This is a genomic window from Alkalihalobacillus deserti (assembly GCF_020734105.1).
Classification (GTDB): Bacteria; Bacillota; Bacilli; order Bacillales; family Bacillaceae_D; genus Halalkalibacter; species Halalkalibacter deserti.
The window spans coordinates 18,912-33,062 of the sequence record NZ_JAJAFR010000002.1; the positions used below are offsets into that span (position 1 = coordinate 18,912).

Genomic DNA, 14,151 nt, shown 5'->3' on the forward strand with positions numbered 1-14,151 from the left:
TTGGACATGCCATAATCCTTAACTTCAGATGAAGTTAAGGTTTTTTTATCTAATATCAGAAAACAAAGGTGCATAACTAACTCGTTATGCTTAAAAGGGAAGTACGGTGCAAATCCGTCACGGTCCCGCCACTGTAATGGGGAATTTCATTGTATGACGTCACTGAATTTTCGGGAAGACACAATGAAATGATGAACCTAAGTCAGGAGACCTGCCTTGTTTTAGTCTTCAATACCTACGGGTCATGGGTAGAGAAGTGTAATAAATGATGCTTACTATTGCTAAGCCATTTAATGCACCTCTATCTATGAATAGAGGTGCATTTTTATTTTATAAAAACTAGGAGTGATTGTATGACTACTTGGAATTTAACCGGAACACAAAAACATGTATTGATTTGTAATGGTTCAAGCTGTATGCGAAAGGAAGGAGAGGAAATCACATTAGCGATTCGAGATGAAATTAAAACACTAGAACTAGATCAGCAAATACATACATCAAGGACTAGATGTAACGGACGTTGTAAAGACGCGTGTGTTGTTGTCGTTTATCCAGAAGGGAATTGGTATTCAGCGACTTCAACCGAAGTAGGAAGGTCAATCATTAAAAGTCACCTAGACCCAACAATTGAGCTAGATCATTCTCTTATTTATAGCTTTAAAAACGAAGAATTGCTTGCTGCGAACACAGAAAAGCGGTTTAAAGGTGTTTCAAAAGTCGAATTAAAAGAGGTTTGAGAACATGGAGTTACTTACTTTTGGTTTACTGGCAATTTTAATTGGAATTAGACATGGAATGGATGCTGATCATGTTGCTGCTCTTGCAGATATGATTGGAACTGAGACACAAAAAACAAAACAATATTCATTAGGTATTATGTATGCTGTTGGTCATGGCTTAATTGTATTAATCATTGGACTTTTAGCTCTATATGTAGGAGTCAGATTGCCAGAGGGGGCTTACGGTTTTCTTGAGATGCTCGTTAGCTTCACACTTATTTTATTAGGCGCAATCATTTTATACTCACTCTTTAATAATAAAGGAGAGTACGAGTATAAAAGTCGGATAGCCATTGTTTACGGTTTTTTAGAAAAAGTATTTAGAGGTAAAGATGGGAATGAAATTTCTGCTACACCTCTTACCCTTGGTATTATCGGTGCACTTATTATCGGTTTAATTCATGGAATAGGTGTGGAAAGTCCGACACAAATTGCGATTATTTCAAATGCAGTCGGGCTTGATAATGTAACAGCTGCCGCCCTTCACCTGATTCTTTTTGTTTTTGGTTTATTAATTTCCACTATTTCGTTAACTTTTATCCTGTCATGGGGTTTTTTTAAAGCGCGAGTGAAAAAGGTCGTCTATGTTCTACTAGGTTCAATTACAGGGGTTTATAGTGTTAGTTTGGGCGTTTTTATGATTTTGGAATTTATTTAGGAGGGATGTAAGGTGCTAGGAAAATTACTCGTTATCGGCTTTGGACCTGGAAGTTTTGACCACATGACAAACAGGGCACAAACAGCGATACAAGAAAGTGAATGCATCATTGGATATAAAACATATGTTGATTTAATTCAAGATTTATTAACGGATCAAGAAATTATTAGTACAGGGATGTCTGAAGAAGTCAGTCGCGCCCAGGCAGCTGTTCGCCTTGCTGAAGAAGGAAAAACCGTTGCCGTAATCTCTAGTGGTGATGCTGGAGTGTATGGTATGGCTGGACTTGTTTACGAGGTGTTGATTGAACAAGGGTGGACAGAAGCAACTGGGGTGAGTGTAGAGGTTATACCAGGTGTATCTGCTAGTAACTCGTGCGCTTCCATACTCGGAGCACCCATTATGCATGATTCCTGCACGATTAGTTTAAGTGATCACCTTACACCATGGGAATTGATTGAAAAGCGAATTGATGCAGCGGCACAAGCTGACTTTGTCATTAGCTTATATAATCCCAAAAGCGGCCGAAGAACGAGACAAATTCAAGAAGCACAAAGAATTTTGCTCGAATATCGTTCACCGCAAACACCTGTGGGTCTTGTGAAAAGTGCTTACCGTGATCGCCAGCACATTGTCATTACCGACCTTGAGAACATGTTGAATTATGACATTGGGATGCTGACAACAGTTGTAATTGGAAACTCTTCTACTTTTCTTTACGATAACAAAATGATTACACCAAGAGGATATCAACGAAAGTACACGTTAAATACTGAGAAACAGCGACTAAGACCTCATGAACGATTAAGGCATGAGAATGAACCTTGGGCGTTGCATCAAGGAATAAATAATATTGAAACTGCACAAATAGAGACCGCTGCGACTGCAACAAAAGTGGCTACACCTAAAGCTACCTCACTAGAACTAGCATTAGAGGCTTTAAATAGAGTACAAGGAAGCACTACACCGATTTATATACAAGAAGCGAAAACCGTTCATAATCCAGTCATTTCTGTGTTTGAATTAGCGGTCAGCCCTGGAATTGTTAATAAGCAATTCACGCCAAAGCAAATGATCACTCTAGCTGATGTAGTTGGTGACGATGGAAAGATGGAGTATACCCCTCATCATCAAATACACTTACGAATTCCAACAGCTAATCCGGAGATCGTTACAGAGAAATTGAAAGTGGCAGGTTTTATCCTCGAGCCACTTGGAGATGTTTTTCAATTAAAAGCGTGTGACTTTTGTGATGGTGAGAAAAAAGATTCGATTCCACATGCAGAAGAGTTGCATCAAAAACTAAGTGGACTTGAACTTCCAAAAGAGTTGAAGGTTGGATTTAATGGCTGTGGCATGGCCTGTTATGGTGCCGTTAATGATGACATTGGCATCATTTTCCGGAAAGGAAAATTCGATTTATTTTTAGGGGCAAAAACAGTTGGCCGAACAGCCCATGCGGGTCAGCCTGTAGCGGAGGGGGTTGAGCCAGATAAAATTGTTGAAGTCGTTGAAACAATCATCAATGAGTATAAAGAAAAAGGGCATCCGAACGAACGATTCTTTAAGTATTTTAAACGTGTAGGAGTAATACAAGGATATACATACCAAGATATGACACCGAAGATTGAGATCGAACCAGCTCCATGTGGAGACTAAATAAGTGATAGGGGAGAAACATATGAAAGCCATTTTACTCGTTGGCCATGGAAGTAGAGATCCTGAAGGAAATGAACAAGTTAGACAAATGATTCAAGAATTATCGACTCATTTAGATCGCACTCTTTTAATTGAAACTTGTTTTTTAGAATTTGAAAAACCAACGATTGAACAAGGGATTCAAGCCTGTGTTGAAAAGGGAGCTGCAAGTATTTACGTCATTCCACTTATGCTGCTAGCAGCAGGTCACTCAAAAATCCATATCCCTGCAGCGATGGATGAAGCAATGAAAAAATATCCTCAAGTTCAATTCACTTATGGTAGACCTTTTGGCATTCATGAGGAAGCGATTGAAATTTGTAAGAGTCGTTTAGAAGAAGTTGGTGAAAATGTATCGGAACCAGAAGAGGATTCAGCTGTTCTTTTATTAGGTCGTGGCGGCAGTGACCCTGACGCTAATAGTGATCTTTATAAGATCAATCGACTACTCTGGGAAAAAGTGAATTACAAACTAGTTGAACCTGCTTTTATGGGAGTGACAGATCCACTCATTAAAGAAGGAGTAGAACGCTGCATTAAACTTGGCGCTAAGAAAATTGTTATTTTGCCTTACTTTTTATTCACTGGTATTTTAATGAAACGCTTAGAAGCGATGATTGGTGATTTTGAACTAGAAAATCCAGGTGTTGAGTTTAAACTGGCAGGCTACTTCGGTTTTCATACACGCTTACAAACGATTATTAAAGACCGCATTGAGGAAGCGTTACAAGGTGATGTGAAAATGAATTGTGATACATGTCAATACCGCATTGCTGCAATGGAACATATTGACCATCACCACCATCATGATCACCACCACCATGAGGTTCAGAAACTATGATTCTTTTTTTAGCTGGAACAAGTGATGCTAGGGAATTAGCTATTATGCTGTCGAAAGCAGGATACAAGCTTTTAACAACTGTTGTTACAGATAATGCGGCACTTGAATTGCGTAAAGCAGGGCTTGATGTCTATATCGGACGTATGACGACTGAAGATTTTGTTCGAGCGATTAAAGAGCAGGGCTTTCAGGCTGTTGTAGATGCGAGTCATCCATTTGCAGAAGAAGCAAGCATGAATGTAACAGCAGCAGCAAAAGAAGCTGGTGTTCCTTATATACGCTATGAGCGTGAATCACAGTCACATGAAAATAAAGGTGTAACGATGGTTGAGTCTTATCTGGAGGCGGCAGAAAAAGCTTTTGAAAAAAAAGGAGTTATCATGCTAACAACTGGAAGCAAAACTCTCCAAACTTTTACTGAAAAACTTCTAGATCAACCTGATATTCGAGTGATTGCTCGCATGCTTCCCCGAAAAGATAATATGGAAAAATGTGAACGCTTAGGCTTCCCGCAAAAAGACATCGTAGCGATACAAGGACCTTTTACAAAAGAGTTTAACCATGCTCTTTATCGTCAGTATGGTGTGACAACCATGATTACAAAGGAAAGTGGAAAGGTTGGATCGGTCGATGAAAAGGTTGAAGCAGCTAGTGAGCTTGGTATAGAGACGATCATGATTAAGAGACCGAAAATCGAGTATGAGAATCGGTATTCTACTTTCTCAGATGTATTAGCACACATCAATGAATTATTAACGAAAGAAACAATAACGAATGGAGGACAATAAAAATGGATTTTTTAACAGATTTTAAACCTTTAACAGTACAGCCTCAAGAGATTGAAGGAATGAGCTTTCAGATGATTGATGAAGAATTTGGTGATCATTCGTTTACGGATGAACAGTATAAAATTGTGCAACGAGTCGTTCATGCATCGGCTGATTTTGAACTTGGTCATAGCATGCTTATTCATGATAAAGCGATCCAAGCAGGGATCGAAGCGATTCGGAATGGTGAACAAGTGTATGTTGACGTACAAATGATTTTAAGTGGGGTCAGCAAAGGAAGAATTGAAAAGCATGGGGGCAATGTACATGTTTATATTTCAGACCCTGATGTGACGGAAGAAGCGAAACGGTTAAACACAACACGAGCGATTATCTCAGTACGAAAAGCCATTCAACAATTTGAAGGTGGCATATTTGCGATTGGAAATGCACCAACAGCATTACTTGAGTTAATTCGTTTAATCAAGGCTGGCTATGCAAAGCCAAGCCTAGTGATTGGCCTTCCGGTAGGGTTTGTATCTGCTCCTGAATCAAAGGAAGAACTAGCAAAGCTAGATATACCGTTTATAACAAATGTTGGAAGAAAAGGCGGTAGTACGGTTACGGTTGCGGCATTAAATGCAATATCACTTTTAGCTGAAAAGGCGTAAAAGATGGAAGCGAAAGCAAAAAAGAAGGATAAAAAAGAGATGCGCTCGGGCTATACAACGGGCGCATGTGCTACGGCTACCACAAAAGCAGCTCTAGTTGCTCTTATTACAGGAGAAAAGCAGCTAGATGCAACGATTTACTTACCTGTTGGAAAGTTTGCTACTTTTGAAATGGAAAGCTGTGAGATTGGCTCTGATTTTGCTGAAGCCGGAACGATTAAAGATGCAGGTGATGACCCGGATGCTACGCATGGTGCACTAATTAAAGCGAAAGTAAGCTGGTCAACAGAATCTGGAATAAAATTAGATGGTGGGGTTGGTGTTGGCCGTGTAACAAAGGAAGGTCTTCCTGTACCTGTTGGAGAAGCAGCCATTAATCCAGTCCCCCATAAAATGATTTGTGAGACAGCTGAAGAAGTTCTTCTCTCACATGGGACCGAAAGAGGAATCACCATTATTATCTCTGTTCCAGAGGGAGAAAAGATGGCTGAAAAAACGTTAAACAAACGCCTCGGAATCATTGGAGGTATTTCAATCCTAGGAACAAGAGGGACTGTGATTCCTTTTTCTAGTTCTGCTTATATGGCAAGCATTGTTCAAGCAATTAGTGTTGCACGTGCGAGTGGCTGTCGACATGTTGTCATTTCCACAGGTGGGCGCAGTGAAAAGTATGGCATACAGCAATATCCGGAGCTCCCTGAAGAAGCGTTTATTGAAATGGGGGATTTTGTCGGTTTCACCTTAAAACAGTGTAAAAAACAAGGTGTAGAAACCGTCTCCCTTGTTGGGATGATGGGGAAATTTTCAAAAGTAGCTCAGGGGGTAATGATGGTTCATTCCAAAAGCGCACCGGTTGATTTCAACTTTTTAGCAAATGTCGCACGTGATGCCGGCGTAACCGACCAGAATGTAATTGATGAAGTGAGTAGCGCCAATACAGCTTCGCAAGTGGGAGATTTAATGCTTGCGCATGGTTACGATAAATTTTTCACAATTCTTTGTAACTATTGTTGTACATCTGGATTAAAAGAAGTTGGCGGCGGAATTTCAATTGAAACAAGTTTGTACTCGATGAAGGGTGCGTTTCTTGGAAAGGCAGGGAAAGATGATAGAGCAGAAAATTAAGATCATTGGAATAGGTGATGATGGAAAACAGAGCCTTTTACCTATCTATGAAAATTGGATTTATGAGAGTGAGATCCTAGTAGGGGGAGAAAGGCAGCTAGCTTTTTTTGCTGATTATTCTGGAGAAAAAAGAGTCATTAAGGGTGGACTAAACGAACTTGTGAATGAATTAAGTCAGGAATCAAAGAAAGCAGTAGTCCTGGCCTCTGGAGATCCTTTGTTTTACGGAATTGGCAGCTATTTAGCCAAAAAGTTAGATGTTGAAATTTACCCTTACTTGAGCTCGATCCAACTCGCTTTTGCCCGTATGAATGAACGCTGGCAGGACGCTTATGTGACTAGTATTCATGGCAGAAGTATGAAGGGGCTGGCTCAACGAATAAACGGGCGAGAAAAAGTAGCCCTGTTAACAGATGCTGAAAATAATCCTATTCAAATCGCCCGCTACTTACACTCGTTTGGGATGGATGAGTACCGAATTTTTGTTGCTGAAAATCTAGGTGGCAAAAATGAACGTTGTGGCTACTATGAGCTTGAAGAGATGGAAACGATGGACTTTTCTCCACTTAATGTTGTCATTCTTCAAAAGGTAAAAGAAGTGAAAACTTGGGGAATGGGGATTGACGATCAAGAATTTCATCAAAGAAAGCCAGAAAAAGGGCTGCTGACGAAAAAAGAAATTCGGACGCTTAGTTTAATGGCTTTAAACCTAAGAGAGAACAGTACGGTTTGGGATATTGGAACATGTACGGGTTCAGTTGCGATTGAGGCCTGTCTCATTGCCAAAGAAGGAAGCGTGTTTGCGATCGAGAAGAACGAACATGACCTCGAAAATTGTCTTTTAAATCAAGTGAAATTTCGGACGGATTTTACCGCTATTCAAGGGAAGGCACCGGAAAAGTTAGATACATTCCCAGATCCGGATGCGATCTTTATTGGTGGAACAGCAGGGGGGATGGAAGATATTTTATCGACCTGTTGCTCAAGGTTAAAAAAGGGTGGAAGAATTGTTTTAAATGCTGTTACGATCGAAAACTTAATGCAAGCAGTAGAAAGCTTTAAACAAAAAGGGTTTGAACCGGCGATTACACTTGCGCAAATATCAAGAAGCAAACCAATTTTAAATCTAACACGATTTGATGCGTTAAATCCAATTTATATCATTACCGCACAACATAAGGAAGGGGATTCATAATGACTGGCACACTGTATGGATTAGGAGTAGGTCCAGGAGATCCAGAACTCCTCACAATTAAAGCTTTTCGGAAATTGAAGGAAGCAGATGTAATTGCGTACCCGAAAAAAAGGAAGGGCAGCAAAAGCTATGCTCATCGCATCATTGATGTATACATAACCCCAGGAGAAAAAGAGATGTTAGGTCTCGTTTTTCCAATGACAAAAGATCCTGTAATTTTAGAACGTGAGTGGTCAAATACGGTAGATCAAGTTTGGGAGCATCTTAAAATCGGCAAAGATGTTGCATTTGTAACAGAAGGGGATCCTCTTTTATACAGTACATTTATCCATATGATGAACCTCGTGAAAGAGCGTCATCCTGAAGTGAAAATTCAAACCGTTCCTGGTATCTCATCCATTAATGGTGCTGCTTCTAGACTTGGAATTGCTCTAGCTGAAGGAGATGACCATGTGGCGATTGTCCCAGCGAGGGATGACTATGAAGCAATGAAAAAAGTCATTATTGAAAATGACTGTGTTGTCTTTATTAAAGTAGCGAAAGTTATCGATCTCATGCTTGAGGTTTTAGGCGAACTTGATTTATTAGACAAAGCATCTGTTGTCACGAAGGTCACGTCCGATGAGGAAGTAATTTGGGATATTCACGAGTTAGAAAGAGCTGAGCTAGAATACTTAACGTTAATGGTGGTGAGAAAATAATGAAGATTACAATCATTGGAGCAGGTCCGGGCGATCCAGATTTAATTACCGTAAAAGGCTTGAAGTTATTAGAAGAGGCTGATGTTGTCTTATATGCTGATTCACTTGTTAGCTCCGAGCTAATTGAACGAGCCAAGCCTGAAGCAGAAATTATTAAGACGGCTGGTATGCATCTTGAAGAAATGGTACATGTCATGGTTGAACGTGTTCAATTGGGCAAAAAGGTGGTTCGTGTACATACAGGAGATCCAGCTGTATACGGGGCGATCATGGAACAAATTTCTCTCTTAAATAAACAGGATGTCCATGTTGAAATTATTCCAGGTGTTAGTTCCGTCTTTGCTTCAGCTGCCGCGCTTGGTGCGGAATTAACGATTCCAGATTTGACACAAACGGTGATCTTAACACGTGCTGAAGGCCGTACACCTGTTCCAGAAGCAGAAAAGCTAAGAGATTTAGCGAAACATAATTGTACAGTCGCTTTGTTTTTAAGTGCGACTTTAACGAAGAAGATTGTCAAAGAGTTTTTAGCTGCGGGTTGGAGTAAAGATACACCAGTTGGGGTCGTATATAAAGCGACTTGGCCAGATCAAAAAATTGTCCGTTCTACACTTGAGAACTTGGATGAAGATATGCGTGTCAACGGAATCAGAAAACAAGCTATGATTCTAGCAGGTTGGGCATTAGATAAAGATATTCACGATAAAGACTTTAAATCAAAACTTTATGATAAAGAATTCACGCACGGATTTCGAAAAGGAGTGAAACCATGACACTCGTTTTAGAAGAAGGAAAACAAGTCAAGCTCGAAACAAAAGGAACATATGCGATTGTAGCCATTACGAAACACGGCGTTGAGTTAGCTCGCAATTTACATAAGAAGTTCCCTCAAACTGACTTGTATTATATGAGTAAATTTGAAAGAGAAGATGAACAGAGACGAAATATTTCATTGTTTGAAGGTAATGTACGTCTCCTTTTACCATCTCTTTTCCAAACTTACAAAGGGATTATTATGATCGTTTCATTAGGAGCAGTTGTCCGTATGATTGCACCAATTTTAAAAGATAAAAAAACAGATCCGGCCGTTGTCGTTATTGATGATAAGGGCGAGCATGTTATAAGCGTATTATCTGGTCATCTAGGCGGTGCCAATGAACTAACAAGGGAAGTTGCTGAATTACTTGGTGCTACACCTGTCATTACAACAGCATCAGATGTTCAAAAAACGATACCGGTTGATTTGTTTGGGAGTCGGTTTGGTTGGACTTGGGAATCTGCTGAGAAATTAACACCTGTAAGTGCGTCTGTTGTCAATGAAGAACAGGTTGCAGTCATACAAGAATCTGGTGAAAAAGACTGGTGGCATTACGACCGCCCTCTCCCGGCTACGATTAAAGTGTACCCATCGATTGAGGATGCTTTGCAAGCCAAACCTAATGCAGCACTTGTTGTAACCCACCGTAATCTGAAAGAATCTGAAAAAGCCATTCTAGAAAATGGGGTGCTTTATCGACCAAAGGTGATTGTACTCGGGATGGGATGTAACAGAGGAACTTCAATGGAAGAGATTGAGCAGGTGATTCATAGCACACTTGAGGAATTGCAATTTTCAATAAAGAGTGTGAAGGCGATTTGCTCGATTGATCTGAAAAAGGACGAGGAAGGACTCCTAGCTGTTACTCAAAAATACAATTGGGATTTCATTTGTTATTCGGCAGAAGAGTTAAATCATATATCGATTGATGCCCCCTCAGAAACCGTCTATAAATTCACGGGAGCATATGGGGTTAGTGAACCTGCTGCTAAATTATATAGTGGGGCAGAAACACTTTCCCTTGTTAAGAAAAAATCAGGAAACGTAACGATCTCCGTTGCTGTAATTCCTTATTAGGAGGCGATGTAAATGACAGAACGAAGAATCGTCATTGCAGGTACAGGAAGTGGAGTTGGAAAGACGACACTGACCATTGGTCTAATGTCTGCCTTGCAAAAAAGAGGATTATCGGTGCAAGGTTTTAAATGCGGTCCCGATTATATTGACCCGACGTATCATACCGCCGTAACCAACCGTGTTTCTAGGAATTTAGATAGCTGGATGCTCGAAAAAGAAACCGTATTGGATATTTTCAAGCATGGCAGCGAAGGGGCAGATATATCGATTATAGAAGGTGTAATGGGTTTCTTTGATGGGAAGAATCCGAAAAATAATGAAGGCAGTACCGCAGATATAAGCATGATTACGGAAAGTCCCGTTATCCTTGTTGTGAATTGTGCAAGTATGGCAAGAAGCGCAGCGGCCATTGTAAAAGGGTTTCAAGTGTTAGCCGAAGGACCAAATATTATCGGTGTTATTGCTAATAGGGTCGGTAGTGAAGGCCATTTTAATATCGTCAAGACGGCGATTGAACAGGAATGCAACGTACCAGTTATTGGTTATTTAAAACGAGAGCTTGATATTGAAATACCTGAAAGACATTTAGGGTTAATTCCTTCTATTGAAAGGGGAGAACTTGATTGCTTTTTTGATAAATTAGGGGATCTTGTCCTTGAGACAGTTGATATCGATCAGCTTCTTGAGTTATCAATTTCTAAGCCGCTGCTTGTAAATAAAGCGAGTTCTATTTTTGATAAGAAGAAAGAGTCAATAGTTAGAATTGCCGTTGCAAAGGATGCTGCTTTTAATTTCTACTACCCTGAAAATCTAGAACTTTTACAGTCTTACGGAGCTGAGCTTGTTTATTTTTCGCCATTAGCCAATGAACCGCTACCCGAAAATATAGATGGTTTATATCTCGGTGGTGGTTTTCCAGAAGAATTTGCTAACGAACTATCTCAAAACGAAGTCGTAAAAGAATCAGTGAAAGCTGCAATTGAAAGTGGCTTACCGACGCTTGCAGAATGCGGTGGCTTTATGTATTTGACTGAATCAATTGAAACGACAAATGATTCAGTGTTTCCAATGGTAGGGATAATCCCAGGAAACGTAAAAATGCAATTGAAACTTGCTGCTTTAGGTTATCGAGAAATTAGCGGTCAAGTTGGTAATTTCATAATCAGTGAAAATGAAAAAGCAAGAGGCCATGAATTTCATTATTCGACCTTTCACTGTGATGAAGAAGTACGGCATGCTTACGAAACAAAAGGAATGCGTGGGACGAAACAAGAAGGTTACTTAATTCATAATCTCGTAGCTGGATATACTCATTTCCATTTTGCCTCATGTACAGCAATTGTTGAAAATTGGATTGAAAAATGTTTGCAAAGTAAAGTCTGTTTGTAATTTATGAGGATGAAGGGGAAGTAAAATATGAAACAACAAAAGATCTCAATCCCAACCATTAATCAAGAAATGAGACATAGAGTTACTAATTATATGAATACATTAACCAAACCACGTGGCAGTTTAGGTAGGTTAGAAGATTTGGCGATTGAATTGGCTGAAATAAAAAATAGTGCTTTTCCCATTGTCACTCCTGCAGGCATTCTCGTCTTTGCGGCTGATCACGGAATTACAGCTGAAGGAGTATCGGCTTATCCACAAGCTGTTACCGAGCAAATGGTCCGAAACTTTTTAAATGGTGGGGCGGCTATTAATGTATTCAGCAGGCAAATAGGAGCTATGATCAAAATTATCGACATAGGTGTTGCAGCAGAGATGGAGCATCAGGAACTCGTTAATAAGAAAGTTCGATTCGGTACAGCTAATTTTCTTCACGAAAATGCGATGAGCCGTGATGAAGCTGAACAAGCGATTCATATTGGGTATTTGCAAGGGATGAATATCATCAATCAAGGAGCTCAATCATTGATTCTAGGTGAAATGGGGATTGGGAATACAACCACAAGTAGTGCGATATTAGCTGTACTTAGCAATAAGAAGGTTAATTGTTTAATTGGCTATGGAACAGGTATTTCTTCTGAACAATTGCTTCATAAGGAGAGAATCATTGAACAAGCTATTATAAATAGAAAGCCTTCTTCTACAGATCCCATTGATATCTTAGCAAAAGTAGGGGGCTTAGAAATTGCTGGAATGGCTGGAGCTATGCTGGCTGCTGCGGAAAATCGAGTTCCGATTCTAGTCGATGGATTTATTTGTACGACGGCTGCATTAATTGCAAAACTTATCTCTAATAGGGTTGCCGATTATATGATTTTGACACATCAATCGATAGAACCAGGACATGCAACGGCCATTAGTCTTTTGGGGAAAAATCCAATTATCGATTTAGGAATGCGTTTAGGTGAAGGAACGGGTGCTGCGATTACCTTTCCCATTATTCAATCAGCAACGTTAATGCTAAGCGAAATGGCTACTTTTACTTCAGCTGGTATTTCCGATAAAACGTAGAGAGTTTAGGTGATAGTATGAAAAGTAAAGGGAAAGTTTTTCTTGTAGGTGCTGGCCCAGGGGATCCCAAACTAATTACAGTCTATGGTCTCGAATGTATTCAACAAGCTGATGTGATCGCCTATGATCGTTTAGTTAATAAAGAGCTTTTACGTCATGCGAAGGAAGAGGCTGAACTAATCTATTGCGGGAAAGCTCCTGGTAATCATACCCTTATTCAAGAAGAGATCAATCACTTACTAGTTACAAAAGCTCTTCAAGGAAAAATCGTAACAAGGTTAAAAGGTGGTGACCCTTTTGTGTTCGGTAGAGGTGGGGAGGAAGCGCATGTACTTTCAAACGCTGAAATTCCGTTTGAAATTGTCCCTGGTATTACGTCTGGAATTGCTGCTCCTGCCTATGCAGGAATTCCAGTCACACACCGGGACTACGCCACTTCCTTTACGATGATCACTGGGACTGGACGTGCTGATAATGGGACAGATGAGATTAACTGGGAAGCAATAGCTAGTGGTAGCGATACGTTAGCCTTTTACATGGGGACACGTAATTTATCTTATATTTGTAATCAGCTAATCCTTCATGGAAAAGACTCTAACACTCTAGTAGCTGTTATTCAGGAAGGAACTACAGCACATCAGAAAACAGTGACGGGTACACTAGAAACGATAGTGGCAATTGTCTCAGAAGCAGGGATCAAACATCCGGCAATGATTGTCGTTGGTAACGTTGTAGAGTTAAGGCAAAAGTTAAACTGGTTTAAAGAAAAAGAAAAGGAGAAATTGTAGATGAGCGTAATAGAGTTTCTTCATTCTAGAAGGGCGATTCGAAACTATGACAAGCGTGAAGTAGAACGAGAGAAAATTGAGCAGTTACTGAGTGCAGCTATCCTGGCTCCAAATGACCGGTTGCGGGAGCCTTGGAGCTTTTTTGTTATCCAAGGAGAAGCGAAACAAAGATACGAACAGGTTGCTCTTGACTACTTAGAAGAGCGTTTTCCAACGAAGCCGAAATTAATAGAAAGTTCAATTGAAGTGGTGAAAAGCACTCCGGCAATCATTATGGTGACATCTGATATCGCTTCAAATGAAGCTGATACAAGGGATAATGAATATGCCGTTTGCTGTGCCATTCATTCGATGTGGCTAGCTGCTGAGGAATTGGAACTTGGCTTTGTTTGGAGAACTAGAGGAGTAGGCCTTGTTCATGATCAACGGTCTTATGAATTTATTGGTTCACCTGAAGGAAAAAAGATGGTTGGCACGATCTTTTTAGGTTATCCGGATCCAAAGGAATTAGGAGAAAATAAAACGAAGAAACGCACTTCTTTTGAAGAGAAAACCATCTGGCTCTAAATGTTCT

The 14,151-nt window shown here is 40.0% G+C and carries 15 protein-coding genes and 1 riboswitch; all 15 genes read left to right on the forward strand.

All coding sequences use genetic code 11. From position 1 onward, the window contains the following. The first annotated feature begins 49 nt into the window (after positions 1 to 49). A riboswitch (cobalamin riboswitch) is annotated at positions 50 to 233 on the forward strand. Between the two features lie 120 nt (positions 234 to 353). From LDX58_RS03700 to LDX58_RS03770, 15 genes are read left to right on the forward strand one after another with little or no spacing between them, the layout of a single operon-like run. Continuing rightward, positions 354 to 737 (forward strand): (2Fe-2S) ferredoxin domain-containing protein, encoded by a 384-nt coding sequence (locus LDX58_RS03700; RefSeq protein ID WP_227935514.1) that lies wholly within the window; start codon positions 354 to 356, stop codon positions 735 to 737. A 4-nt stretch (positions 738 to 741) separates the two neighbouring features. Continuing rightward, complete coding sequence (locus LDX58_RS03705) at positions 742 to 1,437, forward strand: HoxN/HupN/NixA family nickel/cobalt transporter (RefSeq protein WP_227935515.1); 696 nt, start codon at positions 742 to 744, stop codon at positions 1,435 to 1,437. 12 nt (positions 1,438 to 1,449) lie between these two features. Next, entirely contained in the window at positions 1,450 to 3,096 is a 1,647-nt protein-coding gene (cobJ, locus tag LDX58_RS03710; protein ID WP_227935516.1) for a precorrin-3B C(17)-methyltransferase, read from the forward strand. A gap of 22 nt (positions 3,097 to 3,118) precedes the next feature. Beyond that, entirely contained in the window at positions 3,119 to 3,976 is an 858-nt protein-coding gene (locus tag LDX58_RS03715; protein ID WP_227935517.1) for a sirohydrochlorin chelatase, read from the forward strand. Continuing rightward, a complete protein-coding gene (cobK, locus tag LDX58_RS03720; protein WP_227935518.1) occupies positions 3,973 to 4,764 on the forward strand; it encodes a precorrin-6A reductase in 792 nt (263 codons plus the stop codon). The genes LDX58_RS03715 and cobK overlap by 4 nt, the downstream gene beginning before the upstream one ends. 2 nt (positions 4,765 to 4,766) lie before the next feature. Continuing rightward, positions 4,767 to 5,414 carry a precorrin-8X methylmutase gene (locus LDX58_RS03725; RefSeq protein ID WP_227935519.1) on the forward strand — a complete coding sequence of 216 codons (648 nt, stop codon included), beginning with the start codon at positions 4,767 to 4,769 and terminating at the stop codon, positions 5,412 to 5,414. Between the two features lie 3 nt (positions 5,415 to 5,417). Next, positions 5,418 to 6,539, forward strand: a complete 1,122-nt coding sequence (locus tag LDX58_RS03730) for a cobalt-precorrin-5B (C(1))-methyltransferase (RefSeq protein WP_227935520.1) — start codon at positions 5,418 to 5,420, stop codon at positions 6,537 to 6,539. Next, positions 6,520 to 7,734 (forward strand): precorrin-6y C5,15-methyltransferase (decarboxylating) subunit CbiE, encoded by a 1,215-nt coding sequence (cbiE, locus tag LDX58_RS03735; protein WP_227935521.1) that lies wholly within the window; start codon positions 6,520 to 6,522, stop codon positions 7,732 to 7,734. The genes LDX58_RS03730 and cbiE overlap by 20 nt, the downstream gene beginning before the upstream one ends. Then, entirely contained in the window at positions 7,734 to 8,435 is a 702-nt protein-coding gene (gene cobI, locus LDX58_RS03740; protein WP_227935522.1) for a precorrin-2 C(20)-methyltransferase, read from the forward strand. The genes cbiE and cobI overlap by 1 nt, the downstream gene beginning before the upstream one ends. After that, positions 8,435 to 9,208 carry a precorrin-4 C(11)-methyltransferase gene (gene cobM, locus LDX58_RS03745; protein WP_227935523.1) on the forward strand — a complete coding sequence of 258 codons (774 nt, stop codon included), beginning with the start codon at positions 8,435 to 8,437 and terminating at the stop codon, positions 9,206 to 9,208. Before cobI ends, cobM begins: the two co-directional genes overlap by 1 nt. Then, positions 9,205 to 10,329 (forward strand): cobalt-precorrin 5A hydrolase, encoded by a 1,125-nt coding sequence (locus tag LDX58_RS03750; protein WP_227935524.1) that lies wholly within the window; start codon positions 9,205 to 9,207, stop codon positions 10,327 to 10,329. The genes cobM and LDX58_RS03750 overlap by 4 nt, the downstream gene beginning before the upstream one ends. Positions 10,330 to 10,341: 12 nt before the next feature. Continuing rightward, the gene (locus tag LDX58_RS03755) at positions 10,342 to 11,718 is read left to right on the forward strand and encodes a cobyrinic acid a,c-diamide synthase CobB (protein ID WP_227935525.1); all 1,377 of its coding nucleotides are present in this window, start codon (positions 10,342 to 10,344) and stop codon (positions 11,716 to 11,718) included. A 27-nt stretch (positions 11,719 to 11,745) separates the two neighbouring features. Continuing rightward, positions 11,746 to 12,789, forward strand: a complete 1,044-nt coding sequence (gene cobT, locus LDX58_RS03760) for a nicotinate-nucleotide--dimethylbenzimidazole phosphoribosyltransferase (RefSeq protein ID WP_227935526.1) — start codon at positions 11,746 to 11,748, stop codon at positions 12,787 to 12,789. Positions 12,790 to 12,806: 17 nt separating this feature from the next. Further along, positions 12,807 to 13,577 (forward strand): uroporphyrinogen-III C-methyltransferase, encoded by a 771-nt coding sequence (gene cobA / locus LDX58_RS03765; protein ID WP_227935527.1) that lies wholly within the window; start codon positions 12,807 to 12,809, stop codon positions 13,575 to 13,577. Beyond that, complete coding sequence (locus LDX58_RS03770; RefSeq protein WP_227935528.1) at positions 13,578 to 14,144, forward strand: nitroreductase family protein; 567 nt, start codon at positions 13,578 to 13,580, stop codon at positions 14,142 to 14,144. Positions 14,145 to 14,151 lie beyond the last annotated feature (7 nt).